This is a genomic window from Cellulosimicrobium sp. GQ32 (assembly GCF_059758455.1).
The window spans coordinates 142,535-169,045 of record NZ_JCAXEP010000005.1 but is presented as its reverse complement, the minus strand read 5'-3'; the positions used below and the strand labels follow the sequence as shown (position 1 = coordinate 169,045).

Annotated in this window: 33 protein-coding genes, 1 pseudogene and 1 riboswitch; of the genes and pseudogenes, 17 read left to right on the top strand and 17 right to left on the bottom strand. The window is 74.8% G+C overall.

Annotated elements, in window-relative coordinates; all coding sequences use genetic code 11:
- From AC6CH9_RS10435 to AC6CH9_RS10410, 6 genes are all read left to right on the top strand, one after another.
- Entirely contained in the window at positions 1–1,302 is a 1,302-nt protein-coding gene (locus AC6CH9_RS10435) for a hypothetical protein (protein WP_498154821.1), read from the top strand.
- Between the two features lie 24 nt (positions 1,303–1,326).
- A riboswitch (Fluoride riboswitch) is annotated at positions 1,327–1,401 on the top strand.
- Positions 1,402–1,443: 42 nt separating this feature from the next.
- Positions 1,444–1,992 (top strand): universal stress protein, encoded by a 549-nt coding sequence (locus AC6CH9_RS10430; protein WP_498154820.1) that lies wholly within the window; start codon positions 1,444–1,446, stop codon positions 1,990–1,992.
- Positions 1,989–2,426, top strand: coding sequence for a FluC/FEX family fluoride channel (locus AC6CH9_RS10425; protein ID WP_498154819.1), 438 nt, complete (start codon positions 1,989–1,991; stop codon positions 2,424–2,426). Before AC6CH9_RS10430 ends, AC6CH9_RS10425 begins: the two co-directional genes overlap by 4 nt.
- The gene (locus AC6CH9_RS10420; protein WP_498154818.1) at positions 2,423–2,800 is read left to right on the top strand and encodes a fluoride efflux transporter FluC; all 378 of its coding nucleotides are present in this window, start codon (positions 2,423–2,425) and stop codon (positions 2,798–2,800) included. Before AC6CH9_RS10425 ends, AC6CH9_RS10420 begins: the two co-directional genes overlap by 4 nt.
- A gap of 104 nt (positions 2,801–2,904) precedes the next feature.
- Positions 2,905–3,390 carry an SRPBCC domain-containing protein gene (locus AC6CH9_RS10415; RefSeq protein WP_498154817.1) on the top strand — a complete coding sequence of 162 codons (486 nt, stop codon included), beginning with the start codon at positions 2,905–2,907 and terminating at the stop codon, positions 3,388–3,390.
- Complete coding sequence (locus AC6CH9_RS10410; RefSeq protein ID WP_498154816.1) at positions 3,387–3,707, top strand: ArsR/SmtB family transcription factor; 321 nt, start codon at positions 3,387–3,389, stop codon at positions 3,705–3,707. Before AC6CH9_RS10415 ends, AC6CH9_RS10410 begins: the two co-directional genes overlap by 4 nt.
- A 10-nt stretch (positions 3,708–3,717) precedes the next feature.
- On the opposite strand, the gene AC6CH9_RS10405 is transcribed toward AC6CH9_RS10410, so the two are convergent.
- The 7 genes from AC6CH9_RS10405 to AC6CH9_RS10375 form a co-directional block, all read right to left on the bottom strand.
- Positions 3,718–4,323 (bottom strand): flavodoxin family protein, encoded by a 606-nt coding sequence (locus AC6CH9_RS10405; RefSeq protein ID WP_498154815.1) that lies wholly within the window; start codon positions 4,321–4,323, stop codon positions 3,718–3,720.
- Between the two features lie 137 nt (positions 4,324–4,460).
- Complete coding sequence (locus tag AC6CH9_RS10400) at positions 4,461–4,907, bottom strand: PDZ domain-containing protein (RefSeq protein WP_498154814.1); 447 nt, start codon at positions 4,905–4,907, stop codon at positions 4,461–4,463.
- Positions 4,904–5,332, bottom strand: coding sequence for a hypothetical protein (locus tag AC6CH9_RS10395; RefSeq protein WP_498154813.1), 429 nt, complete (start codon positions 5,330–5,332; stop codon positions 4,904–4,906). Before AC6CH9_RS10395 ends, AC6CH9_RS10400 begins: the two co-directional genes overlap by 4 nt.
- Positions 5,329–6,558: an NRAMP family divalent metal transporter gene (locus tag AC6CH9_RS10390; RefSeq protein WP_472862718.1), complete on the bottom strand. Its 1,230-nt coding sequence runs from the start codon at positions 6,556–6,558 to the stop codon at positions 5,329–5,331. The genes AC6CH9_RS10395 and AC6CH9_RS10390 overlap by 4 nt, the downstream gene beginning before the upstream one ends.
- Positions 6,555–7,061 carry a hypothetical protein gene (locus AC6CH9_RS10385; RefSeq protein ID WP_498154812.1) on the bottom strand — a complete coding sequence of 169 codons (507 nt, stop codon included), beginning with the start codon at positions 7,059–7,061 and terminating at the stop codon, positions 6,555–6,557. The genes AC6CH9_RS10390 and AC6CH9_RS10385 overlap by 4 nt, the downstream gene beginning before the upstream one ends.
- A gap of 74 nt (positions 7,062–7,135) precedes the next feature.
- Positions 7,136–7,789, bottom strand: a complete 654-nt coding sequence (locus AC6CH9_RS10380; RefSeq protein WP_047230933.1) for a response regulator — start codon at positions 7,787–7,789, stop codon at positions 7,136–7,138.
- Complete coding sequence (locus AC6CH9_RS10375; protein ID WP_498154811.1) at positions 7,786–8,892, bottom strand: sensor histidine kinase; 1,107 nt, start codon at positions 8,890–8,892, stop codon at positions 7,786–7,788. The genes AC6CH9_RS10380 and AC6CH9_RS10375 overlap by 4 nt, the downstream gene beginning before the upstream one ends.
- 168 nt (positions 8,893–9,060) lie before the next feature.
- On the opposite strand from AC6CH9_RS10375, the gene AC6CH9_RS10370 reads away from it, so the two are divergent.
- Together AC6CH9_RS10370 and catA are read left to right on the top strand one after the other, a co-directional pair.
- The gene (locus tag AC6CH9_RS10370; protein WP_498154810.1) at positions 9,061–11,214 is read left to right on the top strand and encodes a hypothetical protein; all 2,154 of its coding nucleotides are present in this window, start codon (positions 9,061–9,063) and stop codon (positions 11,212–11,214) included.
- Between the two features lie 146 nt (positions 11,215–11,360).
- Positions 11,361–12,014 carry a type A chloramphenicol O-acetyltransferase gene (catA, locus tag AC6CH9_RS10365; protein ID WP_498154809.1) on the top strand — a complete coding sequence of 218 codons (654 nt, stop codon included), beginning with the start codon at positions 11,361–11,363 and terminating at the stop codon, positions 12,012–12,014.
- A gap of 34 nt (positions 12,015–12,048) precedes the next feature.
- Here catA and AC6CH9_RS10360 read toward each other — a convergent pair whose 3' ends face one another.
- The 3 genes from AC6CH9_RS10360 to AC6CH9_RS10350 form a co-directional block, all read right to left on the bottom strand.
- A complete protein-coding gene (locus tag AC6CH9_RS10360) occupies positions 12,049–12,711 on the bottom strand; it encodes an ANTAR domain-containing protein (RefSeq protein ID WP_498154808.1) in 663 nt (220 codons plus the stop codon).
- A 104-nt stretch (positions 12,712–12,815) separates the two neighbouring features.
- Positions 12,816–13,832, bottom strand: a complete 1,017-nt coding sequence (locus AC6CH9_RS10355) for a zinc-dependent alcohol dehydrogenase family protein (protein ID WP_498154807.1) — start codon at positions 13,830–13,832, stop codon at positions 12,816–12,818.
- A gap of 88 nt (positions 13,833–13,920) precedes the next feature.
- On the bottom strand, positions 13,921–14,676 hold the full coding sequence (locus AC6CH9_RS10350; protein ID WP_498154806.1) for an ANTAR domain-containing protein: 756 nt from the start codon (positions 14,674–14,676) through the stop codon (positions 13,921–13,923).
- Between the two features lie 141 nt (positions 14,677–14,817).
- Between AC6CH9_RS10350 and AC6CH9_RS10345 the strand changes: the two genes are divergently transcribed.
- Together AC6CH9_RS10345 and AC6CH9_RS10340 are read left to right on the top strand one after the other, a co-directional pair.
- Positions 14,818–15,447 (top strand): PAS and ANTAR domain-containing protein, encoded by a 630-nt coding sequence (locus tag AC6CH9_RS10345; protein WP_498154805.1) that lies wholly within the window; start codon positions 14,818–14,820, stop codon positions 15,445–15,447.
- Positions 15,448–15,520: 73 nt separating this feature from the next.
- The gene (locus AC6CH9_RS10340) at positions 15,521–16,186 is read left to right on the top strand and encodes a flavin reductase family protein (RefSeq protein ID WP_498154804.1); all 666 of its coding nucleotides are present in this window, start codon (positions 15,521–15,523) and stop codon (positions 16,184–16,186) included.
- Positions 16,187–16,239: 53 nt separating this feature from the next.
- On the opposite strand, the gene AC6CH9_RS10335 is transcribed toward AC6CH9_RS10340, so the two are convergent.
- A complete protein-coding gene (locus tag AC6CH9_RS10335; RefSeq protein WP_498154803.1) occupies positions 16,240–17,112 on the bottom strand; it encodes an alpha/beta fold hydrolase in 873 nt (290 codons plus the stop codon).
- Positions 17,113–17,280: 168 nt separating this feature from the next.
- On the opposite strand from AC6CH9_RS10335, the gene AC6CH9_RS10330 reads away from it, so the two are divergent.
- Positions 17,281–19,224 (top strand): AfsR/SARP family transcriptional regulator, encoded by a 1,944-nt coding sequence (locus AC6CH9_RS10330; RefSeq protein WP_498154802.1) that lies wholly within the window; start codon positions 17,281–17,283, stop codon positions 19,222–19,224.
- Positions 19,225–19,254: 30 nt separating this feature from the next.
- Here the strand turns inward: AC6CH9_RS10330 and AC6CH9_RS10325 are convergent, their stop codons facing one another.
- On the bottom strand, positions 19,255–19,827 hold the full coding sequence (locus tag AC6CH9_RS10325; protein ID WP_498154801.1) for a TetR/AcrR family transcriptional regulator: 573 nt from the start codon (positions 19,825–19,827) through the stop codon (positions 19,255–19,257).
- Positions 19,828–19,903: 76 nt separating this feature from the next.
- On the opposite strand from AC6CH9_RS10325, the gene AC6CH9_RS10320 reads away from it, so the two are divergent.
- From AC6CH9_RS10320 to AC6CH9_RS10295, 6 genes and pseudogenes are all read left to right on the top strand, one after another.
- The gene (locus tag AC6CH9_RS10320; protein ID WP_498154800.1) at positions 19,904–20,482 is read left to right on the top strand and encodes a dihydrofolate reductase family protein; all 579 of its coding nucleotides are present in this window, start codon (positions 19,904–19,906) and stop codon (positions 20,480–20,482) included.
- Between the two features lie 234 nt (positions 20,483–20,716).
- Positions 20,717–21,337 carry a hypothetical protein gene (locus AC6CH9_RS10315; RefSeq protein WP_498154799.1) on the top strand — a complete coding sequence of 207 codons (621 nt, stop codon included), beginning with the start codon at positions 20,717–20,719 and terminating at the stop codon, positions 21,335–21,337.
- Positions 21,334–21,585 carry a hypothetical protein gene (locus tag AC6CH9_RS10310; protein WP_498154798.1) on the top strand — a complete coding sequence of 84 codons (252 nt, stop codon included), beginning with the start codon at positions 21,334–21,336 and terminating at the stop codon, positions 21,583–21,585. Before AC6CH9_RS10315 ends, AC6CH9_RS10310 begins: the two co-directional genes overlap by 4 nt.
- 281 nt (positions 21,586–21,866) lie before the next feature.
- Complete coding sequence (locus AC6CH9_RS10305) at positions 21,867–22,190, top strand: transposase (protein WP_498154797.1); 324 nt, start codon at positions 21,867–21,869, stop codon at positions 22,188–22,190.
- Positions 22,190–22,351: a hypothetical protein gene (locus AC6CH9_RS10300; RefSeq protein WP_498154959.1), complete on the top strand. Its 162-nt coding sequence runs from the start codon at positions 22,190–22,192 to the stop codon at positions 22,349–22,351. Before AC6CH9_RS10305 ends, AC6CH9_RS10300 begins: the two co-directional genes overlap by 1 nt.
- Positions 22,352–22,364: 13 nt before the next feature.
- Positions 22,365–22,787, top strand: a pseudogene (locus AC6CH9_RS10295) (IS5 family transposase); the annotation flags it as partial.
- Positions 22,788–22,845: 58 nt separating this feature from the next.
- Here AC6CH9_RS10295 and AC6CH9_RS10290 read toward each other — a convergent pair.
- The 5 genes from AC6CH9_RS10290 to AC6CH9_RS10270 form a co-directional block, all read right to left on the bottom strand.
- Positions 22,846–22,992 carry a hypothetical protein gene (locus AC6CH9_RS10290; RefSeq protein WP_498154958.1) on the bottom strand — a complete coding sequence of 49 codons (147 nt, stop codon included), beginning with the start codon at positions 22,990–22,992 and terminating at the stop codon, positions 22,846–22,848.
- A gap of 243 nt (positions 22,993–23,235) precedes the next feature.
- Complete coding sequence (locus AC6CH9_RS10285) at positions 23,236–24,000, bottom strand: anti-sigma factor domain-containing protein (protein ID WP_498154796.1); 765 nt, start codon at positions 23,998–24,000, stop codon at positions 23,236–23,238.
- Positions 23,984–24,556: an RNA polymerase sigma factor gene (locus AC6CH9_RS10280; protein WP_277514315.1), complete on the bottom strand. Its 573-nt coding sequence runs from the start codon at positions 24,554–24,556 to the stop codon at positions 23,984–23,986. The genes AC6CH9_RS10285 and AC6CH9_RS10280 overlap by 17 nt, the downstream gene beginning before the upstream one ends.
- Positions 24,557–24,686: 130 nt before the next feature.
- Positions 24,687–25,409, bottom strand: a complete 723-nt coding sequence (locus tag AC6CH9_RS10275) for a class F sortase (RefSeq protein ID WP_498154795.1) — start codon at positions 25,407–25,409, stop codon at positions 24,687–24,689.
- On the bottom strand, positions 25,406–26,290 hold the full coding sequence (locus AC6CH9_RS10270) for a DUF4397 domain-containing protein (RefSeq protein WP_498154794.1): 885 nt from the start codon (positions 26,288–26,290) through the stop codon (positions 25,406–25,408). The genes AC6CH9_RS10275 and AC6CH9_RS10270 overlap by 4 nt, the downstream gene beginning before the upstream one ends.
- Positions 26,291–26,511: the final 221 nt, after the last annotated feature.

Below are 26,511 nucleotides of genomic sequence, written 5' to 3'. Positions count from 1 at the left end.
ATGTCCCACCCCACCGACCCGTACGAGCCGGTCGACGACCACACCGTCATGCGGCCGCCGCGACGGTACGGGGAGGACGGGGGGGCGGGCCCGGGCGGGTCGGGTGCCCCGGCGCCGGGCTACGCGAGCCCGCACGCGCAGGCGCCGTACGACACCGACCCGTACGGCACGGGAGGTCGCCGGGGCCCTGGCCGGCCCGGCGACCCGCACGCGACGCTCCCGCCCGCGGACACGGGGGCGACCTGGCCGCCCGCGGGGACCGCGCCGGGGTACGCGCCGCCGCCCGGCGTCCCCGCGGGCCCCCACGCGCACGGCGCCCCGTACGGCACCCCGACGGCTCCGTACGCGACCACCCCGGGCTCCGTCTACGGCGCGCCCGACGACGCGACGGTCGTGCCGGGGCCGCCTGGCCCGCCGTCGGACCCCTACGGCTTCTCCCCGTACGGGACGCCGCCCGGCCGCGGGTCGCGCACGTGGCTCGTACCCGTCCTCGCGGGCGTGGGTGCGTTCGTCGTCGTCGCGGGCGGCCTCGGCGTGTGGCTCGCGGTGCGCGACGACGCCCCGCCCGCCCCGGAGCCGACGACCGCGGAGCAGGCGCCCGCGACGGACGCACCGGCGGAGCCGGAGGCCACCGAGGGGCCCGAGCCGACCGAAGAGCCGGCGGACACCGACGTCACGGACGACGAGCCGTGGCTCGAGCAGCAGTACCGCGCGGGGGCGGAGATGGACCCGGAGTCGGGCCCCGCGCTCGCGCCGATGTCGTGGGACTACTTCTCCGACAACGACTACCTGGTCAACGAGGACCGCATCGCGCTCGTGGCGCGGCGCGACTTCGCGTGCGACGACCTGCCCGCGATCCCCGCGATCGAGGCGCTCGCGGGCTCGTGCCAGGCCGGGTTCGAGGCCCGCGTCGTGTCCGACGACGGCCCGACCCTCGCGCTCGACCTGGTGCTGGTGGACGTCGGGTCTGAGGAGGAGGCCGAGCGCGCCGCCGCCGCCTTCAACGACGCACCGGAGGGCGACCCGATCGCCGACACCACGGGACCCGCGCACCCGACCCTCGCCGCCGCGGTGCCGCAGCCGGGGTTCCAGGGCTCGTACGCGCTGCTCGACGACGGGAACTCCCCGGGGGTCATGCTCAACACCGGGACCGTCGTCATGCTGTACCGGCTCGGCATCGACGACGGGCTGGAGCGCGACCAGATCCTGCCCGTCGCGCAGGCCGTCGGGTTCGTCATCACGGACCACGAGCTCGCGAAGTCGTTCGACGAGAAGAAGTGGCTGGACACGAAGGCGGGCTGAGCGCGGGTCGGCCGGGCTGGGTAGGCTGAGGGCGGTGATGGATCCCGCCGGGGCATAGCCGCCCGAACCGCCGCCAGGGCTGATGGTTCCTGTCTCGTCGCACGTCGGCGGGCAGGGTGCTGCCCGCGGGAAGAGGTCCGCATGAGAGCCAGACCCGTGCCCCAGCCCGCGCTCGACCGCATGGTCCCGTTCGCGGGGCACCCCGTGGTCGTCGGCGTGGTCCCCGGCGGGGACCCGCTCGTGGTCCGGACGGCCGCCGCCTGGGCGGGTGCCGCCGGGTCCCGCGTCGTCGCGGCCTACGCCGACACCTCCCGCCACGTCGTGGAGGAGCACCCCGACGGCTCGGTGACGCACGCACCGCTCGATCCGGACTCCGCCGACGACTCCTGGCGGGACGTCGAGGCGCGGCTGCGGGCCGAGGTCGCGGAGGCGCTGCGGGGCACGGGCGTGGTGGTGGACCTGCACTACCTCGCGGGCCGTCCCGACCGCGCGCTGACGCACCTCGCGCGGGCGGTCGACGCCGCGGTGATCGTCGTCGGGACGCGCGCGCCCGGGTCGACGGCGCACCTGCGCGAGCTCGTCGAGGGGTCCGTCGCCGCGCACCTCGCCCACCACCAGCACCGGCCGGTGCTCACGGTCCCGCTCGCGGTCGTGGACTGGAAGGAGCTCCGCACGCCGTGGGAGAGGTGAGACGACGGACGCCGCTCCTCGCGCTCGCGGGGCTCGTCGCGCTGGGGGGAGCGGTCGGCACGACGGCGCGCGCGCTCCTCGAGCAGGCGTTCGCCCCCGTGCCCGGGTCGTGGCCGTGGACGACGTTCTGGATCAACCTCGCCGGGTCGTTCGTGCTCGGCGCGCTGCTCGAGACGCTGCTCCGGTCGGGTCCCGACGCCGGGCGGCGGCGGGCCGTGCGGCTCGGCTGCGGGACGGGCGTGCTCGGCGGGTTCACGACGTACTCGACGTTCGCCGTCGAGGTCGAGCGGCTGGCGAGCGGCGGCCACGCAGCCCTCGGCGCGGCGTACGCGCTGGGGAGCGTCGCGCTCGGCGTCGCGGCCGCGGTGGGCGGGATCGCGCTCGCCGCTGCGGCCCGACGGCGGCTGGTCGCCCGGGGCGGTGCGGCGCGGTGACGGGCGTCCCCGAGCTGGCGCTCGTCGCCCTCGCCGGTGGGCTCGGCGCGGCGTCGCGGTTCCTGCTGGACACGCTCGTGGCCCGCCACAACCGGTGGTCGGCGCCGCTCGGCACGGTCGTCGTGAACGTCACCGCATGCTTCCTGCTGGGGCTGCTCACCGGGTGGGGCGCGACGCACCCGGGGCACGGCGACGTCGCCGCGGTGCTCGGGGTCGGCTTCCTGGGCGGCTACTCGACGTTCTCGACGGCGTCGGTCGAGGGCGCGCGCCTGCTGCTCGCCGGCCGCGGCGCCGTCGCGCTGGTCCACGCGCTCGGGATGCTCGTCGTGTGCCTCGCGGCCGCGGTGGCGGGGATCGCGGTCGGGAGCGCATGAGCGGGCGCGCCGTCGCCACGACGCAACCGAGGGGTTGCGTGGACCGACGCCATGTGCAACTCTGAAGTTGCAGAAAGCCGATCGTCCCACGGAGAGGAAGCATCATGACCACCACCAACGAGCCGGCCGTCGTGGACCGCGAGTCGTACACCGTGTCCCGGACCGTGACCATCGACGCCCCGGCGGCACGCGTCTGGGCGGCGCTCACCCAGGAGGACCTCATCAGCGGCTGGTTCGGCCAGCGGACCGAGCTGCCGGACCTGCGCGTCGGCGGCGAGGGCGTGTTCAGCTGGCCGGACGCACCCGACGTCCAGGTGCGCATCGAGGAGTACGACCCCACGACGGCGTTCGCCTTCCGGTGGGGGACCCCGGTGGGGCAGGTCATGGACGAGACCAGCTCGACCGTCGCGCGCTTCACGCTCGAGGCCCAGGGGCCGACGACCGTCCTGCGCGTCGTCGAGACCGGGTTCGACCTCGTCGCCGACCCCGACGGGCTGCTCGAGAGCCACCAGCAGGGGTGGACGAGCGAGCTCGACGAGCTCGTCGAGCTCCTCGAGGGGGCGCTCGCGGCCGAGGGCGGTCGCGCGTGACCGCACCCGCGACGGAGCTCGCCCCCGTGTTCTCGGCGCTCGCGGACGACACGCGATGGCGGATCCTCCAGGAGCTCGGCAGCGCGGACCTCTCGGCGTCCGCGCTCGCCGAGCGTCTGCCGGTGAGCCGCCAGGCCATCGCGAAGCACCTGAGGGTGCTCGCGGAGGTGGGGCTCGTGGAGTCCGTCCGCGTGGGCCGCGAGGTCCGCTACCGCGCGGTCGGCGCCCGGCTGGAGGAGACCGCGCGCGCCCTCGAGGCCATCGGCGCGGCCTGGGACCGTCGGCTCGCGGCGATCAAGCGCATCGCGGAGTCGTAGCGGTCGTCGGTCAGGAGCCGGGGGCGGGGACAGGGCGCGCCTCGAGCGCCGACGCGACGGCGTGCAGGTTGTGCGCCATGAGGCGGCCCGTCTCCCGCGCCCACTCGTGGCCGTGCCCCGTCTGGACGTAGTCGGGGCCCGGGCCGGGGCCCTGGTTCCAGTACGTCCAGGCCTGGCCGGGGATCGTGTACCCGATGTCGGCGAGCGCGCCGCTGACCTCCGAGATGACGTGGTGCGCGCCGTCCTCGTTGCCCGTCACCACCACGCCCGCGACCCGGTTGTAGGCGACGGGGACACCGTCGGGGCCGTCCTCGGAGATCATCGCGTCCATGCGCTCGAGCATGCGTTGCGCGAGCGACGACGGGCGCCCGAGCCACGTCGGCGTGAGCACCACGAGGATCTGCGCGTCCAGCAGCCGCTCGTGCACGCGCGGCCACTCGTCGCCCTCCCCGACGTCGGTGACGACGCCCGGCGGGACGTCGAGGTCGACGAGCCGGACGTGCTCGACCTCGACGCCGCGGTCCTGGAGCGCCTCGGCGACCACGCGGCCGAGCGCCTCGGTGTTGGACGGTTCCGGGGACTTCTTGAGCGTGCAGCTCACGAACAGCGCCTTCATGGGTCCTCCCGTGTCGCCGGGCGAGGCGGCGGGGTTCTCCTGCCTCCGTCCGGACGGCCGACGGCGGGTGGCTTCACCGTCCCGTCCAGCGTCACGGGGCCGCGCCCCGCTCGCAACGCGCCGAGCGGCGGCGCGGGTCAGGGCAGGGCCGCGTCCTCGCGCCGGTACCCCGCGGCGAGGCGCACCTCGCCCTGCGCGACGACGGCGACGTCGTCCCACGGCACGAGGAACGTCCCGCGGTGGCGGCGGCGGACGAGCTGCGGGACCGGCCACGGCGCCGTGACGTCCGTCCGCTCGTACCCCAGGAACGACGCGCCCGTGCGCGGGCTCACGAGGACGCCGACGACGCGCGCCCGCCCGACCCGGTCGCGGCGGCGGACGCCCTGGCTCAGCGCACGGTCGTCGGGGTGGGCGTCGTCGGGGTCGGCCTCGTCCGCCGCCCCGCCGGGGCGGTGCCGCCCGTCGCGGTCGGAGGGGCCGCCGTCGGGCAGCGTGTCGAGCGCGAGCCGGACGTCCACGAGGAAGCCGAGGTTCTCGCCGCCGGGCCCGAGGACGCGCGCGTCGAGCAGGTCGCCGAGGATCACGACCCCTCCTCGGGGTCGTGCCGGCCGCCGGGGATGCGCCCGACGACGTGCTCGCGCAGCCAGTCCTCGGTCCAGTGCAGGTCGAGCGAGTCCGCGCGGACGGTGAGCTCGATCGCCGTCCCCACGTGCCCGACGTCGGACCACGGCACGCGCTCCCAGCGCGACGCGGGCGGCCGGCCGCCGAGGAGTCGCGTGAGGAGCACCGGGCCGGTGAGGAGCGCGCCGACCTCCGCCGGCTCGCCGGGCACCGCGTCGCGCGGCCCGTCGTCCCGGGCGGTGCCGTCCGCGCCGCCCGCGGCGACGAGCTCGAGGTCGTCGACGGTCGTGATCGGCTCGCCGCCGACGTCGAGCACCTGGCGGCTGAGCAGGTGCAGGCGCGCGTCCACGACGCGCACCCCGGTCGGCACGGAGGCTTCCCGGCTCATGACCCCGCTCCCGTCGCGATCATCAGGGGGATCGCCGCGACGGCCGCGGCGACCACGATCACCAGGTACACCATGCCCAGCGCGTTGGTCGCGCGCCCGTTGACGTGCTCGCCCATGTACTCCGGGTCGTTCGCCACGAGGAGGATCGGCACGTACGTGAGGGGCAGCGCGACGGCCGAGAACACGACGGACATCTCGGTGACCGCCACCGGGTCGACGCTCGTCATGAGGATCGCGACGGCGAGCAGCAGCGCGACGACCATCGTCACGTGGAAGCGCGCGGCGCGCGCCGGGCGGCGGAACTTTCCCCACGACCAGCCGAGGTACTGCGCCAGGGTGTACCCGCTCGACAGCGCGGTCTCGAGCGCGGCGCCGAACGTCGCGGCGACGATCCCGACGATGACGAGCGCGAGCAGGAGCGTCCCGCCCGCCTCGGCCACCGGCAGCACGATCTGAGACAACGACGACACCTCGATGCCGGCCGGCAGGAGCACCACCGCCGCGCACGCGGCGATCGCGACGGACAGCAGCCCGCCGAGCGGGAACCCGACGAGCACGTTGACCCGGTTCTGCGCGAGGTCCTTCGCTGTCCACCCCTCCTCGACGGCGCCCGAGGAGAAGAAGAACACCTCGTACGGCGTCATCGCGGCGCCGAACAGGGCGACGGCGTAGTACCAGTACGTCGCGACATGCTCCGTCGCCGGGGGAGACGGGGGTACCGCCTGGCGCAGCAGCTCGCCCCAGTCCGGGCCGAGCAGGAAGAGCGCGACCCCGAACCCCACGAGCAGCAGCCCGAGCAGGCCCGCGACGTTCTCCATGACCTGGAACTTCACGCGCCACAGCACGAGCCAGACGGCGATCGCCGCCACGGGGATCCACAGCCGCGGCTCGACGCTGCTCGCGAGGTGCAGCGCGAGCGCGATGCCTCCCACCTCGGCCGTGAGCGTGAGCAGGTTGATCGCGAACGACGCCGCGAGGTTCGCGCCCGCGGCGCGCGGACCGAGGCGCTCGCGGATGATCTCGAACGTCGCGCGTCCGCTCACCGCCGCGACGCGGCCGGACATCGACGCGAACAGGCAGATGCCGACCACGCCGACGACCACGACCCACACGAGCGACAGCCCGAACCGCGACCCGACGACGGCGTTGGTCACCAGGTCGCCGATGTCGACGAACCCGCCGATCGCCGTGAGGATGCCGAGCGCGACGCCGAGGAGCCGCTTCACGCGCCACCCGCCAGCGCCAGCGCGGTGTCCACGTCGTCGGCGGCACGCGCGAGGTCGGCCTCGAGCTCGGACGCGGTCAGCGGGACGGCGCCCGCCTCCGAGAGGTCGCCGCCCGCCTCGCGCGCGACCCAGGCGCGCGCCGCGACGACCTCGCGCGTCGCGTCCGCGACGGCCACGAGACCGGCGTCGCGCTGCGCGGACGAGACGTCGTCGGGTGGGACGAGCGTCGTGAGCGCCGTGGTGGACTCCTCGAGCACGCGCACCTGGTCGAGCACGGCGGCGTCCGCGACCGGCGTGGTGACGCGGTCGGCGTCGAGCAGCCGCACGGTGAGCCGCGTCGTCTCGACCGCCGACCCGGCCTGCGCCAGCGCGTCGGCCACGGCGGCGGTCGCCTGCCCGGGGTCCTGCCGGCTCACGGTGCACCCCGTGGTCGTCCCGAGCGCGACCGCGAGCACGAGGCCCAGCAGAGCCTCGGCCCGGGCGGTGCGCGCGCGACGTCCCACGTCAGCGATGCTCCCGCCGGGGGCCGCCGCTCGCACACGGACGACTCCTCGTGACGAGTCGTCGCGACGCGCGGTCACCGTGCGCCGAGGCCCGCCTCGTGCGCGAGGATCGCGGTCTGCGTGCGGTTCACGGTGCCCAGCTTCGTCATGGCGTGCGCCAGGTAGGCCTTGACCGTCGACTCCGCGAGGTACAGACGCCGGGCGATCTCGGCGTTGGAGAGCCCGTCCGCGAGCGCCCCCACCACCTCCCGCTCCTGCGGCGCGAGCGCGTCGAGCCGCTGACGCGCGGCGGCGCGCCGGGCGGGCACGTCGTCGCCCGCGGCGGCGAGCAGGTGCCGCGCGACGGCGGGGGAGAGGATCGCGTCCCCGGCGACGGCCGCGCGGATGCCGTGGTGCAGCTCTTCCGGCGTGGAGTCCTTGAGCAGGTAGCCGACGGCGCCGGCTCGCAGGGCGGGCAGCACGTACTCGTCGCTGAGGAAGCTCGTCAGCACGACGACCGCGGTCTCGGGGTGCTCGCGCCGGACCGCCACGAGCGCGTCCAGCCCGTCCATGACGGGCATCTGCATGTCGAGCAGGAGGGCGTCCGGGGCGAGCTCGCGGACGAGCTCGACCGCGCGGGCTCCGTCGCCGCCCTCACCGACGACCTCGAGGTCCGGCGCCGTCCCGATGAGCCGGACCACGCCGGCGCGCAGCAGCGCCTCGTCGTCCACGACCACCACGCGGATCATGGCGTCCTCCTCGGGAGCGTCGCCCGCAGCCGGTAGCCGCCCGGCGGCGTGGGTCCGGACTCCAGGGTGCCGCCCAGGAGCTCGACCCGCTCGCGCAGCCCGGTGAGCCCGAAGCCGCCGGTCGTGAGGCCGGTCGCTGGGCGGGTGGGCGGGCCGTTGTCGACCGTGACGCGGACGCCGCCCTCGACCGGTGCCACCTCCACGGTGGTGTCGGCGCCCGGGGCGTGCCGCACGGCGTTCGTCAGGCCCTCCCCGACCACGCGGGCCACCGTCCGGTCCACGAGGTCCGGCGGGTTCGACGGCGGCGCGGAGGCGTGGACCCGGACGGGCTGGCCGGCGGTACGTGCCTCGGTGACGAGCGCCTCGATCGCGGCCGGACCAGGGGCGCCGGTCGCGTCCGTCGCCCCGTCCGCCCCCCGTGCGGGCTCCGGTGCGTCCGCCGCGAGCGCCGTGAGGACCTGCCGCATCTCGGCGAGCGCCGCGCGGCCGCTCGCGCCGATCTCGTCCGCGAGACGACGGACGTCGGTGTCCTCGGTCGTGGTCGCGAGCACCTCCGCCTCGACGACGGCGTAGCTCACCCGGTGGGAGACGATGTCGTGCAGCTCGCGGGCGAGCCGGGCTCGCTCGGCGGCCCGTGCCGCCTCCTCGGCGCTCGCCGCGGCCCGGCGGTCCGCCTCGGCACGAGCGCGCTCGGCGCGTCCCGCGACGTACGCGAACAGGGTCATGAGCGTCGCGACCCAGAGGGTCGTCGGTCCCGACGGCTCGGCCGTCGCACGCCATGCCGGCCACGTCGCGGCGACGACGCCGAGCACCGCGGCCCCGCTGGCGCGGGCGGACCGGACCTCGGTCCCCACGGCGTAGAGCGCCGCGAGGGTCGCGACGGCCGGGGAGACGAACGACAGGACGACGCACGCGCCCAGGACGGCGAGGGGGTACCGCCGCCGCACGAGGAGCAGGGACGACGCGGCGAGCTGGGCGGCGACCTCCGCGCCCGCCGACGCCCATCCCAGCCCGGACGACGCGCGCAGCACGACGAGGAGCGCCCCGGCGGCCCCGCTGGACACCGCGACGAGGACGTCGGCCCGCGAGACCTGGACCCCCACGCCGCTCAGGCTAGCCACGGCGGGGCGACCGGGCCCGCCGAGGACGTCGTAGGAGTCGACTTTCGGAGGTAGTCGTCGCCTTCGTTCGGGCGTGCCGGAGGGGTGCCCCCCGGGCGGAACGTGGAGTCATCGGGAAACACCCGCCACGACAGCCAGAGGAGCTCCACCATGAAGGTTCTTCGCACCGCCACCACGACCGCCGTCTCCGCCGCCCTCGTGCTGGGGGCTCCGCTGGCCGCGTTCGCGAACGACGGCGAGGCCCCGGCCCCCGAGGCGACCGCCCCGGAGGCCACCGCCACCGAGTCTCCCGCCGAGGGCGCAGCCACCGAGGCGACCACCGAGGCTGCCCCGGCCCCCGAGGCGCCCGTCGCGCCGACGCCGGACGAGACCCCGGCGCCTGCCGACCCGATCGTCGCCCCCGCGGCGGAGGACCCGGCCGCCGAGGTGGCGCCGACGCCCACCACGCCTGCTCCCGAGACCGGCGACGTGACCGACGAACCTGCCGCGGAGAGCGCCGGCGAGACCGCGACCGACGACGTCGTGGCGGAGCAGCCCGAGGACGTCGCGGACGACCCGGCTGGGGCCGAGGACGCAAGCACGGGGGCGGAGACGTCGACCGACGCTCCCGCGGGCATGGACGTCGCGACCACCCTGGCCACGGCGGCCACCGCCGGCCTGCTCGGCGCGACGCAGGCCGCCTACCCCGACGCCGAGTACGAGCCGCACTGGCACGACGGCGGGCAGGACGGCTTCGGCTGCGACTACTGGTACTTCCTCGACCCTGCTGAGGGCGGGTCGGGCAAGGACTGGTCCGGCTGGGGCGGGACGCCGCAGCTGCACATCCTGCACCACACGCTCGTGGACGACGACGGCACGGTGCACATGGTCTACGACCGGGACATCGCCGGGTACTGGTACCACGCGTGGTCCGGCGACGAGTCGGTCGCGCCCGACCCCGACGGGATCCACTGGGAGAACACGTCGGCCCAGCAGACCATCCTGGTCAACGGGTACAAGGGCGGCAACGACATGACCGCCCGCGCGGCGGACGCGCAGCGGCTCTTCGACCGGGCCGGGGTCACCGTGACGCCGACCACGGACTGGGAGACGTTCCTCGGCTGGTACCAGGGCAGCATCGACCAGGGCAGCTACACCCAGGAGCAGGTCCGGCAGATGTGGGAGGACCAGTACCTCGACCGCGCGCTGGACTACACCGCCTACGAGGCGACGCAGTTCGCCGTGTGGTACTTCTCCACCGGCCACGACGTCATGGGCCTGCTCTTCGACGTGGACGCGAACGACCACGTGACGCTGTCGCAGAAGGCGCTGCAGCAGTTCGAGGCCATGCCGTACCCGGAGGACGGGAACTGGGACGGCTACGACAACACCCGCAACTGGGCCACGGCCTACAACAGCGACCGGATGGCGACGCTGCAGACGGCGGCGTGGCTCATCGAGGAGGCGCTCACCACGAACGTCGTCATGCCCCAGCCGGGGTTCGTCTCCGACGGCTACGTGCGCCGGGCCGACGGCTCGACCGACTACGGCTTCACCGCGTCGCTCGTCGGCGGCACGGGTGACGTCCACGTCGAGCTCCGCACGGCAGGCGGCGCGCCGATGCCGGCCGGGGTCGTCCTCGTGGACGCGCAGGGCCGCGTCGTCGACAGCGTGACGCCGGGCCAGAAGGTCTTCGTCCGGGTCCCTGCCGGGACGAGCGTCGCGGACCTGCCGCAGTTCCAGCTCTGGGGCTCCGCCCAGGGCACCCAGCAGGGCAGCCCGCACTTCTACACCGGGTGGGACCACAACAACCACGGCGTCACGGCCGAGGACGGGACGTGGAGCGAGGCGACCTTCCAGCACTGGTTCATCGGCCTCGGCGAGCTGGACAGCCCGTCGACCGCCTGGGACTGGATCGGCGTCACCCTCGCGGACGAGCCGGAGGCTCCGGTCGACCCGACGGACCCGACGGACCCGACGGACCCGACCGCCCCGACGGACCCGGTCGACCCGACGGACCCGACGGACCCGACGGACCCCACCGACCCGGTCGACCCGACGGCGCCGGTCGAGCCCACGGCTCCGGTCTACGCCGACGCAGCCGGCAACGTCGTGACGACCGCGGCCTCGTCGTCCGACCCGGCGAACCTCGGTCTGACGGACGCGCAGCCGGTCGCCGAGGTCGAGCAGGCCGCGGCGCAGCGTGACGCGCTCGCGACGACGGGCGCGGACGCGAGCATCCTCGCCGCAGGGGCGTTCATCGTCCTCGCCGGCACGGGTCTCGTCCTCGCGTCGCGTCGCCGTCGGTCCACGGACGCGCGCTGACGACGACGCACGGCCCCTCGGTCCGTCCGGTCCCGCACCCACGGTGCGGGGCCGGGCGTCGTCGTGCACGGGGAGGCGCGGCGTCGGTGCGCCTGCCGCGCCGAAAAGCCCGTGCCGGAGGCGCGTCGTGCTGACAGGCTCGCGGGGTGGAACACCCCGTACCGATCGACCTCGAGACCTGGCCGCGCCGCGAGCACTTCGAGCACTTCCTCCACGCGTCGCCGTGCACGTACGCGATGACCGTCGAGCTGGACGTGACGGCGCTCGCGGCCGCGCTGGCCGGGTCGTCCCGCAAGACCTACGTCGCACAGGTCTGGGCGCTCGCGACCGTCGTGAACCGGCACGAGGAGTTCCGCCTGTGCCTCGACGACGCGGGCGCCCCGGCGGTCTGGCCGGTGGTGCACCCGTCGTTCACCGTGCTCAACCCGGAGCGAGAGACGTTCTCGGCCGTGTGGACGCCGTACGACGCGGACTTCGCCGCGTTCCACGCCGCGGCGTCGGCACTGCTCGCCGAGCACCGGACCGCCACGACGTTCTTCCCGCAGGGCGCGCCACCGCCGAACGCCTTCGACGTGTCGAGCCTGCCCTGGGCGTCGTTCACGGGCTTCACGCTCGCGATCCGCGACGGCTGGCGGCACCTCGCGCCGATCGTCACGCTCGGGCGGTACGTCGAGCGGGACGGGCGGACGTTCCTCCCGCTCGCGGTCCAGGTGCACCACGCGGCGGCGGACGGGTTCCACACCGCGCGCCTCGTGAACGAGCTCCAGGAGCTCGTCGACGACCCGTCCTGGCTCGACTGACGCGGCCGTGCCCCTGCGGCGGCGCGCAGGCCGTTCAGGCGGCCTGGTCCGCGCCGCCCCCGAGCACACGGTCGAGCACCGGGCGCGGGTCCGCGCCCGTCGGCAGGTCCTGCGCGACCGCGACGATCGCCTCCGCGAGCTCGCGCACCTTGACGTTGGCGAGGCTCGACGAGCGCCGCAGCGCTGCGAAGGCAGCGTCGGGGGTCACGCGGTACGCGAGCGCCACGATGCCCTTCGCCTGCTCGATCGCGGCGCGGGACTGCGCCCACAGGCCGATCTGCTCGTTCGCCCGGGCGCGCGCGCCCACGCCGACCACGCTCGTCACGTCGAGCACGACGCCCCGGGCGACGGGGACGCCCGTCGGGTCGCTCCACGCGACGTCCACGAGCACGACGACGGCGCGCTCGCTCCCGCGCGCGTCCTGCATGACCTGCACCTGGACGGGGGCCTCGCCGGACGCGGCGAGCGCGATCGCGGCGAGCGTCGTCTCGCGGTCCTTGCCCGTCGCGCGGTGGTGCCACAGGAGGAGCTCCGTCGTCGGCACGACCTCACCCGGGGCGTAGCCGAACAGCTCGACGAGCGCGTCCGACCACCACCAGGTGTCCGTGCCGGGGTAGTAGCGGAACTCGCCGGCGGCGACCGCGCCGGGCGAGGCCACCCACGTCGAGAGGACGGCGTTGCCGGCCGAACCGTTCACTGCTGCTCCTTGCGGCCAGGGAAGCGACCGTGGAGCCGCTGCATGACCCCGTCGCCCCGCCGGTCATGGTCCCGCAGCACGGGTCCCGGCGACGAATCCCGTGCTCAGGGGCGCAGCAGCGCCTTGATCGCGCGGCGCTCGTCCATCGCGGCGTACCCCTCGGCGGCGTCGTCGAGGGAGAGCTCGAGGTCGAACACGCGCGCGGGGTCGATGCGTCGGTCGAGGACGAGGTCCATCAGCTCGGGCAGGTACTGCCGGACCGGCGCCGGGCCGCCCGACCAGTGCACGTGGCGGTAGAACATGTCGACGACGGGGAGCTCCACCCCGTGCGGCAGCCCGACGACGCCGACGTGCCCGCCGGGACGCACCGATCCGAGCGCCTGGGCCACGGACTCCGGCGTGCCGACGGCCTCGACCACGCCGTGCGCGCCGAGCCCGTCGGTGAGGTCCAGGACGCGCGCCACGCCCTCGTCGCCGCGCTCCGCGACGACCTCGGTCGCGCCGAACGCCCGGGCGAGCTCCTGGCGGGGCGCGTGCCGGCTCATGGCGACGACCTGCTCGGCATCGAGCTGCGCGGCGGCGAGGACCGCCAGCAGGCCGACGGCGCCGTCGCCCACCACCACGATCGTCCGACCCGGCCCCGCCTGCGCCTCGCGGGCGCCGAACCAGCCGGTGCCCAGGACGTCGGACGCGGTGAGCAACCCGGGCAGGAGGTCGTCGTCGGGACGTTCGGGCGTCGCGACGAGCGTCCCGTCGGCGAGCGGGACGCGGAGCAGCTCGGCCTGGGCGCCGCGCACGGGCTCGCGGTGGACGCACGACGTCTGGTAGCCGGCGCGGCAGATCGGGCACGTGTTGTCGGACGCGAAGAACGACCCGACGACGAGCTGCCCGGGGCGCACGGTCCGGACGTCGTCGCCCACCTCCTCGACGGTGCCGACGTACTCGTGGCCCATCGCGACGGGGTGCTCGATCCGGTTGACGCCGCGGTACGTCCACAGGTCCGACCCGCACACGCACGCCGCCTCGACGCGCACGATCGCGTCGGTGGGCGCGAGCAGGCGCGGGTCGTCGCGCTGCTCGACGCGGACGTCGTACGGGGCGTGGATGACGGTCGCGCGCACGGTGGCTCCCTCGGCGGGCGGACGGGACGCCGTCGAGCCTACGGCCGTCCGCCTGCCGCGGCCCGTCCGGGAAGGCGCGTCCGGGGCGTCACGGTTCCTCGGTCCTCTGGGTCTGCACGGCGTTGCTCTCGTCGTAGGTGAAGCTCAGCCGCCGTCCGACCACCTCCTCGGCGACGTCCTCGAGCGTCGTCGACCGGGCGAAGGCGTGCGCCCGGAGCACGGCGAGCGCGTCGCGCGGGGCCACGCGGAGCTGGGCCGTGACCATCCCCGTCGCCTGGTGCACCTCGGCGCGCATCGACCAGTCGAGCGAGTCCAGGTCGGCCAGCAGCGCGAGCCCGACGATGTCCGCCAGGAGCTGCACGTCGTCCGGCTCGCGCGCGAGCCGGGCCGAGGCGGTGAGGAGACTGAGCACCCCCACGACCTGGCCTCCCGCGTGCATGGGGACGGCGTGGTACGTCGCGGGCCCGCTGATCGTCGCGGCGACGCCGGCGAACACGGGGAACGCGCTCACGTCGCGGTTCCCGTCGACCTCGCTGACCACGACGCGGTCCTCGGCCAGCGCGAGCTGGGCCGGACCCTCGCCGAGCGTCTCCTCGAGGTCCTCGATGCGGGCGGCGACGCCGTCGGACGTGGCGACCGTGAGTCGGTCGTCCGCCGTCGCGGCGACGGTGAGCGCGACGCTCTCGGCGCCGAGCACCGTGGCGCACGCCTGACACATGCGTGCGGGCGTCGACTGGGCGTCGTCGACGTCCGCGAGCGCGCGGGCCAGGAGTGTCAGCAGCTCCGACGCGCCCACGTCCGCCTCCGTCCGGTCCTCGTGCACCGCGGTCCAGTTTTTCACCACCTCGTGCGCTCGCTCGGCGACGCGACCTGCGTCGTCACAGGGGCGCAGGCGTCGGGTTGCAGAACCCCGCCGCCGGACTAGAGTCCGGGAGTCGAGTCTGGACCTGGCTCACGACCCGCAGAACGACGACGGAGACGACCCATGTCCGTGGAGGACCACGCAACCCTGCACCCGCTGTCCCTCGGCGACGACACGACGCTGGGGCAGTATCGGGTCGACCTGGCGACCGACACCTGGTGGTGGTCGGCCGAGACGTACCGCCTGCACGGCTTCGAGCCGGGCGACGTCGTGCCGACGACGTCGCTCGTGCTGGCCCACAAGCACCCCGACGACCGGGACAGCGTCCGGGACGTGCTGGAGCGCGCTCGTCGCGACGGCGCGCCCTTCTCGAGCCTGCACCGCATCATGGACGCGCGCGGCCGCGAGCGCGTCCTCGTCCTCGTCGGCCAGGGCCGGCGCGACCGCGACACGGGGCAGGTCGTCGAGCTGCTCGGGTACTTCGTCGACGTGACGCGACCCGTCCGGACGCAGGCCGGGCTCCAGGCGCAGCGCGACATCGCCGCCGCGGCCGACAGCCGGCGGCCGATCGAGCAGGCGAAGGGCGTCGTGGCCGCCGCGTTCGGGGTCGCCCCCGAGCAGGCGTTCGCGGTCCTCAAGCGCGTGTCGAACGACCGCAACGTCCGCCTGCGCGACCTCGCCCGGCAGGTCGTCGAGGAGGGCACGCGGCCCGACGCCGACCGCGTCGACCGGGTCGCCGCGCTGCTGTCGTAGCCGTCATCGGCTCCGCGGATGCGACGTCCGACGGCCGCCAGACGCCCCGCCCGCGCGCGACGAGGCTGGGTCCATGACCACCACCTCGACCCGCCCTGCCCCGTCGCACGTCGTCATCGACCCGGGGATCCTGTACTTCGGCACCCCCGTCGCGCTGCTCAGCACGGTCGACGCGGACGGCCACGCGAACCTCGCCCCGATGTCGTCGGTGTTCTGGCTCGGCCGGACGGCGGTGCTCGGCCTGGGCGCGCGGTCGCAGACGGCGCTCAACCTCCTCGCGACGCGCGAGGTGGTGGTGAACCTGCCCTCGACGGCCGAGGTCGACGCCGTCGACCGCCTCGCCCTGACGACCGGGCGCGACCCGGTCCCGGACCGCAAGGCGTCCGTGGGCTACCGCTACGAGCCGGACAAGTTCGCCCGCGCCGGGCTGACGCCCGTGGCGTCGGACACGGTGGCGCCGCCGCGCGTCGCGCAGTGCCCCGTCGCGGTCGAGGCGCGGCTCGTGCACGCCCATCCGCTCGGTCGCGACGACGCCGCGCGCGCCGGGTCGCTCGTCGCGTTCGAGGTCCGCGTGACCCGGGTGCACGTCCACGAGAGCGTCCGCATGCCGGGGACCGCGCACCGCGTCGACCCCGACCGGTGGCGCCCGCTCCTCATGAGCTTCCAGCGCTTCTACGGCCTCGGCCCCCAGGCCCACCCGTCGCGCCTCGCGACGATCGACGAGGACTGGTACCGCTGAGCGCTCGGCTGATCCCGCCGAGCCTCTGCCGAGCGGACCGCGTGGCCGGGCGGTCAGCGCCGAGCGAGCGCCCGGACAACCGCCGCGACGTCGGCGGGCGCCTCCTCGGCCATGAAGTGCCCGGCTGTCGTCGTGAGGTGCTCGAGGTCGGGTGCCCAGCGGCGCCAGACGCCCGCGGCGTCGTACCCGAGCTGCGCGCCCCAGTCCTGCTGCACCACGGTCACGGGCATGGCGAGCCGGTCGCCGGCGTCGAGCGATGCCTGGTCGTGCTCGATGTCGACGGTCGCCGTCGCGCGGTAGTCCGCGACGATCGAGTCGACGGCGTCCCGGCTCGCCGCGAGGTAGTGCGCGCGGACGTCGGCGGGGATCGAGGCGGGGTCCTGGGTCCACGCGTCGAGGAAGGACCCGAAGAACGCGTCGGCGCTGCTGCGGATCATCACCTCGGGCAGGCCCGGGGGCTGCGCCATGAGGTACAGGTGGAACGCGACCGCGGCATCCACGCCGTGGAGCACTCCCCACGTGTCGAGCGTGGGCACCACGTCGAGGATGCCCAGGTGGCTCACGCGGTCCGGGTGGTCGAGCGCGGCGCGGAACGCGACGAGCGCGCCCCGGTCGTGGCCCGCGAGGACGAACCGGTCGACGTCCAGCGCGTCGGCGAGCGCGACGACGTCGGCACCCATCGTGCGCTTGGCGTAGACGTCGGGCGTGGTCGCGACCGGCTTGGCGCTGTCGCCGTAGCCGCGCAGGTCGGGCACGACGACGCGGTGGTCGCGCGCGAGGTCGGCCGCGACGTGGCGCCACATGTGACGGGTCTGGGGGAAGCCGTGCAGCAGGACGACGGGCGTGCCCTCGCCCGCGGTCTCGGCGCGCAGCGCGACGCCGGGCGCGACCTCGACGGTGCGGGTCTCGAAGCCGGGGATGTGCATGGGGTGTCCTCTCTCGGGTGGTGACAGCGCCGGGACGGGTCGTGCCCGCCCGGCTCGTGGCCATCCTCCGATCGGCGGATCAGCGTCCGATCAGTGCCGCGTGCCGCCGCGTCGCGCGCACGCGCCACCGCATTCGTCGCCGTGTCACGGCGCAGCGAGAATGGCGGGGTGGTGGAGCTGCGCGTCGAGGTGCTCGGGCCCGTCCGGCTGCTGCGCGACGGCGCGGAGGTCGACCCGGGCGGGCCGCGTCAGCGCGAGCTCCTGGCGCGGCTGGCGGCGGCACGCGGTCGCCCGGTGTCGTTCGAGCGGCTCGCGGCGGACCTGTGGGACGCCGACGCGGAACGCGACGCCCGCGACCGGCGCGGCGCGCTCGCGACGTTCGCCGGCGACCTGCGCCGACGGCTGGAGCCCGAGCGACCCCCGCGCACCCGGCCGCGCGTGCTCGTCACCGAGCACGGTGGCTACGCGCTGCGGCTCCCGGACGGCGCGCTCGACGCGGCGCGCCTGGAGGCGGCCGTCGCCCGGGCGACCGCGCTCGACGATGCCGGGGACACGCCGTCGGGCACGACGCGTGCGCTCGCGGACACCGTCGCGGTGTGGCGAGAAGAGCCCTACGGCGACCTGCCGGACCGGGAGTGGGTCCGGACCGAGCGACGACACCTCGTGGAGGTGCACGCGCGCGCGGTCGAGCTGCTCGCGGAGGCGCTGCTCGCGGACGGGCGCCCGGGGGAGGCGGTCGCCGCGCTCGACCCGCACGCCGCCGCCCACCCGTGGCGCGAGCGCGCGTGGGCGCTGCTCGCGCTCGCGCTGTACCGCGAGGGCCGCCAGGCGGAAGCGCTCGACGTCGTGCGCCGCGCGCGCCGTCGGCTCGCCGACGAGCTCGGCCTCGACCCGGGGCCTGAGCTCGTCCGCCTGGAGCGCGACCTCCTCGACCAGGCGCCGTCGCTCGACGGCCCGACGCCGGGCCCCCGCCTCGCGGTCACGGCCCCGACCTCCCGCACGCACCTGCGGTCCACGGTCGACGTCGCACGCACGCTCGCGATCGCCGGGGGAGACCACCTCGCGACCGCGCAGCAGCAGCGGGTCGCCGCGGCGCTCGCGGCCGAGGCGACGGGCGACCCGGTGCTCACCGCGCGCACGGTCACGGCGTACGACGTCCCCGCCGTCTGGACGCGGAGCGACGACCCCGAGGCGGCCGACGCGCTCGTCGGCGTCGCGCGGCGCACGCTGCGCCGCCTCGGCCCCGACGCGGCGCCGGTCCTGCGGGCGCGGCTGCTCGCCGTCGTCGGGATCGAGCACCGGGGGACGCGCGACGCGTGGGCCTGGGCCGCGGCGGAGGACGCCGTGGGGATCGCGCGCGACGTCGGCGACCCGGGCACGCTCGCGCTGGCGCTCAACGCCCGGTTCCTCCAGTCGTTCCAGCGGCCGGGCGCGGGCGCCGAGCGGGACCGGACCGGCGCGGAGCTCGTCGCGCTGGCGGAGGCTCACGACCTGCCGACGTTCGCGATCCTCGGGCACCTCGTCCGGATGCAGGTGGCCGCCGGGGCCGGGCGGTTCGGCGACGCCGACGACCATGCCGCCGCCGCCGAGGGCGTGGCCGCGGAGTACGAGTCGCCCGTGGTCCCCATGCTCACGGCCTGGTACCGGGCGATGCGCGACGCCGAGACCGCGCCGCCCGATGCCGCGGCACGCGCGTACCGGGCCGCCGACGACCTGCTGGCCGGCGTGCGCATGCCGGGCGTGCGCGACGGGCTGCTCCCGCTCGCGCTGCTCACGGTCCGTCTGCGGCACGGGCGCCCCCTCGACGGGCTCGGCGACGCCGGCCAGTACGCGCCGTGGGTCGATCCGCTCGTCGCTCTCGACGCGGGTGACCGCGAGACCGCCGCCGACCTGGCCCGCGCGACCCCGGAACCGCCTGCCGACCACCTGCGCGAGCTGCGGTGGGCGCTCGTCGCGGAGACCGCCGTCCGGCTTGGGGACCGGGGCCTCGCGCGGCGAGCGCGCCACGCGCTCGCGCGCGTCCCGGACGAGCTCGCCGGGGGAGACTCGGGACTCGCGTCCGCCGGGCCGGTGCGGGGATGGCTCGACCGCCTCGACGGTCGCCGCGCGTGAGGGCTGGCGTCGCCCCGGGGGCGCGGCGGATCAACGCTCCGGGAGCAGCCCTGCCACGAGCGCGTCGATGACGTCGTCGGTCGCGACGTCGGGGTCGACCGGCGTGGTCAGCCGATCGAGCAGGAGCCCGTCGACGGCGTAGTGGAACAGGGCGATCTCGCGCGGCCCTCCGGGCAGGCCGGCGGACCGGTTGAACTCGACGTCGGCCTCGAACCCCGCGCGCAGCCACGGCCCGAGCAGGGCGGCGAGCTCGGGACGACGGCCGGACTCGAGCCGCAGCTCGAACAGGGCTCGCGTGACGTCGGCGTCCGCCGACAGCCGGCGCACGATGTCGCGGAGGTAGTCCGCGAAGAGCGCACGATCCGGCTCCTGGGCGGCGCGTCGCTCCAGGTCGTCCGGTGTGGGCGCGAGGCGTTCGCCGATGCGCTCGAAGAGCCCCGCGACGAGGGCGTCACGGCTCCTGAAGTAGTTCGACGTCGTGCCCGTCGGGACGCCCGCCTCGTCGTCGACCGCGCGATGCGTCAGGCCGCGCGACCCCTCGCGCGCGAGCACGGCGATGCCCGCGTCCGCCAGGGCGCTCCGCCGTGTGGAGTTCTTCGCCATGCGCCGACGGTATCGCAACCACTGCACCTGTTGTAGTCTGACATTGACCACTTCACCTGTAGTAGTTGGAGAGATGATGCGAGAACTGACCTACTACGTCGCCGTCAGCCTCGACGGGTACATCGCGGGTCCGGGCGGCGAGTTCGACGCGTTCCTCGCCGAGGGTGACCACATGGAGCCGATCTGGGAGCGGTACCGCGGGACGGCGCCGACCGAGCTGGCGCAGGCGGTCGGGTTCTCCGTCGACGGCGGCCCCTTCGACACGGTCCTCATGGGGTGGAACACCTACGCCGTCGGGCTCCCCGACCACCACCTGCCGAACCCCTACCGCCACCTGCACCAGGTCGTCTTCACCCGGACGCACGAGGCGCCGCAGGGGAGCGAGGGGGTGCGCTTCACGGACGCCGACCCGGTAGCGGTGGTCCGAGAGCTCAAGCGGGAGGACGGCAAGGGCATCTGGCTGTGCGGCGGGGGCGCGCTCGCCGCGGTGCTCGTCGACGAGATCGACCGGCTCGCGCTGAAGATCAACCCGGTGATGCTCGGGGCCGGGATCCCGCTGTTCGGCGAGCACGGCTACGCGCCCGTCTCCTGGCGGTCGACGAGCACGCAGACGTTCCGCTCCGGGGTGACGTTCGCGGAGTACGCGCGGGTGTGAGATCTGGGCGCGGGCCGCGACCGGCTAGACGCGGTGTGAACGAGCGTGCCCGCTCGGCCGGTCCGTCAAACGGCAGGTCCCCATGGGTTCACATCGCCGCACGCCCCGCCGACGACGGGGACGGTCCGGCCTTCGAGGTGACCACCAGCCTCGCCTCCACATCCTTCACCTGCGACCTGACGGGCACCCTGACGTCCGCACGCCTTCAGTCCTCGTTCTCAGGCCGAGGTCCTGGTGATCGACGTCGGAGAGGGGCCCGGAGACCAGAGCACTCTTGTCGTCGACGTCAGCGACCTGACCGAGCGTGAGCAGCACGAGGTGGCGAGCGACCTCGAGTCCACGCTCGACACTGACGCCATCGGGCAGGTCCTGCCCGCCGGTGAGGCCGAGAGTCAGCTCGCGCTCAACGCCACGGTCGGGGCGGCACTGCGCGACGCAGGCGCTCCCCAGGGAGGCGGGGGTTTCGTCACCGCGATGAAGACGGCCGCGGTCTCGTCGATCAGGTGCAAGGCCGACAAGGACTTCGTCGACTCCAACAACACCCTCAACATCCAGAACAACTGCCCTAACAAGAAGGTCAACTGGGCCATCAAGCTCAGCGCCGGCCTGCGTGGGATCATCAACTCCAACGTGCGCGAGGACGGTGCCCGAGGTTGGCGCAACGGTGTCGCCCTCGGCAAGAACGCCCAGCACCTCAGCGTGGCGAAGACCTACCTGTTCCACGGGACGTTCTCGATGAGCTCGGTTCCCGCCTCGTTCCGGATCGACGATCAGTTCGACTTCACCATCCGCAGCGGCGGCAAGACCCTGCCTGCGAATCTGTACATCTGCAAGACAGTCAACCTCACGAAGTGACCACGACCGAGAAGGTTCACATGGACGACCAGGCCACGGTGATCGACTGGAGCCCCGGCGACTCCCTCGGAGTGGCACGAACAGACAACGACGAGCGCGATGTCTGGATCCACTACACGATGCTCCGCGGTGAGCTTCACCCCGAGGACATGCGTGAGGGACTGCGCGTGCACCTCACCTACGAGGCCACCCCCGACCAAGACGGCTACAAGTGGATTGGGATCGCGGTAACGCCGCTACCCCGCTAATGTCCGGCGCAGGCCCGCAGACGCGGGCCTGCGCCCTCGCGCTGCTTGCCGCGTGACAGACACCGTCCACGATGCAGAACGCCAGTGTTCCCATCGATCTCCGGCACCTCGCTCAGGGGAACGCCTGTTCGACTCTGCCGCATGCTGATGGGGTGACAGCAGCCGGCTCCGACGCCCTTGAGGCGGCTCGCGCGGTCCTGCGTCGCGCTGAGCTGCGCACGGGCGAATGATCGGCTCCCACTCCCGGCGTTGATCTTGACGACGCTCCGCGACCGCTCGGCGTGGACCTCGACGGTGGGCGTCTAGCGCGTGTCTCCCAACTCGAAGGCGAGGCTGGATGCAGACTCGCGGGCGTGAGTCGGTTCCAGGTCCTGACGGACGAGCAGTGGGAGCGGATCGAGCCGTTGCTGCCGTCGAATGCTGGCAAGGTCGATCACCCGTCCGGTGATCACCGCACCGTGGTCGAGGGCATCGCATACCGTTACCGGACCGGGATCCCCTGGCGGGACTTGCCCCGCGAGGTGTTCGGCCATGGCAGACGGTGTGGAAGCGGCACAAAAAGTTCGCCGACGATGGCACCTGGGATCGCATCCTTGCGAAGTTGATGGCCGAGGCGGATGCCGCATGCCAGATCGACTGGACGGTGTCGGTGGACTCGACGATCAACCGTGCCCACCAGCACGCGACGAACACGACCCGCCCGGAGCAGGACACAGGGGGCGAGGTCGAATCACAAGAACCACGGCGCCTCGACCGTCAACAGTGAACCTGCGGGTCACGGAATCGGCCGGTCTCGTGGTGGGCTGACGAGCAAGATCCGTCACGCTGTCGACGGTCGGGGCCGGCCGCTCGCCGTCGTCGTCACGCCAGGCCAGTCGCACGACGGACGAGCGTTGGAGGTCGTGCCGGCCGACATATGTGTGCCCCGGCTCGGAATGGGCCAGCCGATGACGACGCCAGACGCCGTGCTCGGAGACAGGGCATACTCCTCGCGCGGCAACCGGGCGATGCTGCGCCGGCGTGGGATCAGGGTCGTGATCCCCGAACCGTCCGACCAGCAGGCGAGCCGGAAGCGTCGTGGCGCCAGCGGTGGGCGTCCGCCAAAGCTCGACCGAGAGACCTACAAGCGGCGAAACGTCGTCGAGCGGTCCTTCAACCTGCTCAAGCAGTGGCGTGGCCTGGCCACCCGCTATGACAAGCACGCCGTCGTATACCGCGCAGGCGCCGTCCTCTCGGCAATCATCACCGGCTGCACACGTCCTAGGCCAGGAAGTCCGCGACTCCCGAGACCACGACCGAGTACGCACCGTCCTCGTCCTGGAACTCGTGGCAGGCGGTGTGGACCTCAAAGCCGACCAGGGACTCGACGTCGGCCCAGCCGCCCGCATAGACGACGATCTCCAGCACGTCGTCGACGTTGCGCTTCCGGACGATCAGCCCCAACGATTCGGGAGTCCGAACACTCGCCCGATCGGGCGTGATCGGCCTCGGCCAGCCAACCTCTTAGTCGCGCCAGGTCAACGGGCCGACATCGACCTCGCGTCTCCACTCCTCGACCACCGACTGCAACCGGTCCGCAACGACATCCAGGTCAACAGGGTGCTGCTCCACAGGCACATCCTGTCCCCGGCGGTCATTAGGAGACGTGACCTAGACGTCGAGCGGACCCCGGACGACGGAGTCGCCCGAGTGCGCGGGGTCGCCGTCGAAGTGCTCCTCGGAGACGTCGACCACGGGGAACTGCGCGAGGTCCAGGCCGTCGGGCAGGTCGAACCGGCCCTCCGCGCCGTCGAGCACGCCGAGGCTCACGAGGCCGCTGAGGTCCTCGGCGAGGAGCCACACCTCGCGGTAGGTGCCCTCGGGCACCGGGGCGTCGACCGTCACGACGACCTGTCGCCGCCCGTCCGGCCGCTCCTCGACCCGCGCGTCACCGCTCGCGCCCTCCCAGTCGGGCAGCGGGTCGAGCGTCGCGCTGGCCACCGTCGTCTCCGGCGGCTCGGCCTCGCGCCGCTCCCACAGCACACCGCCCGCGACACCGACGAGGAGCGCGGCCGACGCCGCCGCGACCGGCACCCAGACCCGTCGGCGACGCGGTGCGAGCGGCACGACGACGGCCCCCGCGCGCTCGCCGTCCGGCCCGCCGGCCCGGGACGGGGTGCCGACGGCGGGCTGGTCGAGGTCCGTGCTCGCCGCCGGCAGGTCGAGCTCGGCACGGATCGCGGACCACACGGCCGGGGACGGCTCGACGAGCTCGTCGGGCGCGTCGGCGCCGTCGAACGCGTCGGCCACGCGCGCGAGCCGGGCGGCGGCGTCGGCGCACTCCGCGCAGGAGGCGAGGTGCGCGCGCGCGTCGTCGTCGAGCACGTCCTCGCCGAGCGCGAGGAGCGCGAGGGTCTCGTCATCGATGTGCTGCACCGTCCACCTCCAATCGGTCGCGCAGCCGGATCAGGCTTCGTCGTACGTGGCTCTTGACCGTACCCAGCGGGAGGCCGAGCTCCTCGGCGATCTGCACGTGCGTCAGGTCGCGGAAGAACGCGAGCTCGAGGATCGTCCGGCCGGGATCGCCGAGCCGCCGCAGCTCGTCGGAGAGGAGCACGCGGTCGGCGACGCGTCCGACGTCGGCGTCCTCGTCCACGGCGGGCCGGGGATCCGTGGCGGCCGCCTGCTCGGACCGGCGCACCCGGGCGCGGGCCTCGTGCGCGTCGGCGACGGTGTGCCGCGTGATCCCGACGAGCCACGCGGGCAGCCGCGCGCGGTCGGGGTCGAACCGCGACCGGCCGCGCCAGGCCGCGACGAACACCTGCTGCGTCACGTCCTCGGCGTCCGCTCGCGTGCCGAGCGACCGCAGGGCCATCGTGTGCACGAGCGCGGACCACCGCCGGTAGGCCTCCGCGAGTGCGCTCTCGTCGCCGTCCGCGAACGCGCGGCCGAGGCGCCACAGGTCCGGGTCGGGCGTCCCGGTCTCGGTCACGTTCAGGGCGGGTCCTCGAGGGTCGGCGCCGACCGCACGGGCGGCAGCGGCGAGCGGATAGCAGCGATCGTAGCGCCGGGGTCGTCGCACGCTCGCGGGGCGCTCCGCGAGCGCCGGCCGGCGAGTGGCGTCACCGGGCGGGCGTCGCGGTCACGACGACGTTGTCCGAGTACGAGCGCCGGTCGCGGTCCCACGCGCCCCCGCACGTCACGAGTACCAGGCGGCGTTCGCCCGTGCGGTCGAAGAGCTCGTCGAGCGGGACGTCGGGCTTCGGGACGCTGCGCACGTCCGTCACTGTGTAGGTGTACGAGGCGCCCGTCGCGTCGACGACGTCGACGCGCGCTCCCGTCGTGATCTCCGCGAGCCGGGCGAAGGGACCGACGCCGTCGGGGTCGTCCACGTGGGCCGCGACGACCGTCGTGCCGGCGGGGCTCGCGGGCGCCGGGCCGAACCGGTACCACGCGGCGACGTCCCCGCTGCCCGGCAGGGCCATCCGCCCCTCGGGGTCGACGCCCGCCGGCTCGACGGGGAGGTCGACGTCGAGGTCTGCGACGACGACGCGCGTCGGCGCGGGCGGCGCGGGGGCGGGCATGTCCCGGGCCGGTCGCACGGGAACGTCCTGCGCGGGGCCCGAGGTCCCTCCTGCGGTCCCCGCCCCGTCCCGGCGGGGGACCGGGACGGGCGGGGTGTCGGCCGTCGGTCCGAGGAGCCCGTCGGCCGGCTCGTCGGCGGACGGCGGGGAGCATCCGCCGACGACCGCTGCGGTGACGAGCACCGCCCCCAGGAGGGTCCGGAGCCCGGCCCGCGCACCCCGGGTGGGGTGCGCGAGACCGGGGATCGTGCGCTGGGTCATGCGTCCCGGTCGCTCCGGACGGGGTGCGTGGCGTGCGCGTGCTGCTCACGCCACGCGCGCGCGAGCATGACGACCGCCGCGACGAGCAGCAGCCCGAACAGGGACGCACCGAACGCGATCGCGACGCCCGTGGCGGTGCTGCTCGGGCCCTCGGCCGCGAGGCCGGAGAGGCCCGCGGGCACGCCGGACGGTGACGAGTGCAGCCCTTCGACCGTCTGCGTGGCCAGCGCGAGGTTGCCCGCCTCGAGGCTGCCCCACGCGTAGGCGATCGTGTTGACGCCCTCGGCGACCGTGAGGTCGGCCGGCCCGAGCACCGGGTCGGTCGTTCCGGCGGCGGCGATCGACGCCGACACCGTGCCGGCCGGCAGGTCGAGCACCGCCTCCTTCGGGTTCTCGAGCCCGGTGACGACGGCGGTGCCGCCCGCGAGCACGTCGACCGCGGGCGCCGCCGCGACGTGGCGGACGGTCAGGCGGCCCTGGCCGGCCGCCGTCGGCTCGGTCGAGTTGGTGAAGAGGGTTGCGGTCGGCTCGCCACCCGCGTCGAGGTGCGCGACGGCCGTGTAGCTCGTCCCGGCGGCGAGGTCGAGGTCGACCGGGCCGATGACCGGCGAGCTCGTGTCGGTCGCGTCCGGAGCGGTGATCGCGACGCTGTACGACCCGGCCGGGAGGTCGAGCGGGCCGGCGAGGTCGCCCGGCTGGAAGTCGTCGAGCGTGAGCTCGTCGTTCACCCAGACGTCGACGGGGGTGTCGGGCACGCCGTGCAGGACGGACAGGGAGGCGCCGTCGGCGGTGGCGGCGTGGGCGGGGAGCGCGACGGCTCCTAGTGCGACGAGGGTGGCTGCGCCCGCGAGCGCGGCGCTGCGTCGTGCGGTGCGGTGCATGGTGTCCTCCGGTGGTCGGCCCGGTCGGGACCGGGCGCTCGGGCTGTTGACACCCCCTCTTCCGGCGCAGAGGCCCGCGCGGATGCAGCGTCTCGACACCAGTTCTCGGAGGCCGCGGAGCGTGCGGCAGACCGGTGTCGGGGCAGGGAACCGCGCCCGTCGGGCAGGTGAACTTCGCGGACGGGGTCTTGAGGCGACCCGGTCCGGCACGTACCGTGGGC

Excerpts from the sequence above, each read along its gene's own strand:
- AC6CH9_RS10430 (WP_498154820.1), top strand. The coding sequence starts at position 1,444 with ATGAGAGCCAGACCCGTGCCCCAGCCCGCGCTCGACCGCATGGTCCCG.
- AC6CH9_RS10300 (WP_498154959.1), top strand. The coding sequence starts at position 22,190 with ATGGCCGAGGCGGATGCCGCATGCCAGATCGACTGGACGGTGTCGGTG.
- AC6CH9_RS10345 (WP_498154805.1), top strand. The coding sequence starts at position 14,818 with ATGTCCGTGGAGGACCACGCAACCCTGCACCCGCTGTCCCTCGGCGAC.
- AC6CH9_RS10370 (WP_498154810.1), top strand. The coding sequence starts at position 9,061 with ATGAAGGTTCTTCGCACCGCCACCACGACCGCCGTCTCCGCCGCCCTC.
- AC6CH9_RS10380 (WP_047230933.1), bottom strand. The coding sequence starts at position 7,789 with ATGATCCGCGTGGTGGTCGTGGACGACGAGGCGCTGCTGCGCGCCGGC.
- AC6CH9_RS10415 (WP_498154817.1), top strand. The coding sequence starts at position 2,905 with ATGACCACCACCAACGAGCCGGCCGTCGTGGACCGCGAGTCGTACACC.
- AC6CH9_RS10320 (WP_498154800.1), top strand. The coding sequence starts at position 19,904 with ATGCGAGAACTGACCTACTACGTCGCCGTCAGCCTCGACGGGTACATC.
- AC6CH9_RS10335 (WP_498154803.1), bottom strand. The coding sequence starts at position 17,112 with ATGCACATCCCCGGCTTCGAGACCCGCACCGTCGAGGTCGCGCCCGGC.
- AC6CH9_RS10325 (WP_498154801.1), bottom strand. The coding sequence starts at position 19,827 with ATGGCGAAGAACTCCACACGGCGGAGCGCCCTGGCGGACGCGGGCATC.
- AC6CH9_RS10340 (WP_498154804.1), top strand. The coding sequence starts at position 15,521 with ATGACCACCACCTCGACCCGCCCTGCCCCGTCGCACGTCGTCATCGAC.
- AC6CH9_RS10275 (WP_498154795.1), bottom strand. The coding sequence starts at position 25,409 with ATGACCCAGCGCACGATCCCCGGTCTCGCGCACCCCACCCGGGGTGCG.
- AC6CH9_RS10395 (WP_498154813.1), bottom strand. The coding sequence starts at position 5,332 with ATGAGCCGGGAAGCCTCCGTGCCGACCGGGGTGCGCGTCGTGGACGCG.
- AC6CH9_RS10435 (WP_498154821.1), top strand. The coding sequence starts at position 1 with ATGTCCCACCCCACCGACCCGTACGAGCCGGTCGACGACCACACCGTC.
- AC6CH9_RS10270 (WP_498154794.1), bottom strand. The coding sequence starts at position 26,290 with ATGCACCGCACCGCACGACGCAGCGCCGCGCTCGCGGGCGCAGCCACC.
- AC6CH9_RS10405 (WP_498154815.1), bottom strand. The coding sequence starts at position 4,323 with ATGAAGGCGCTGTTCGTGAGCTGCACGCTCAAGAAGTCCCCGGAACCG.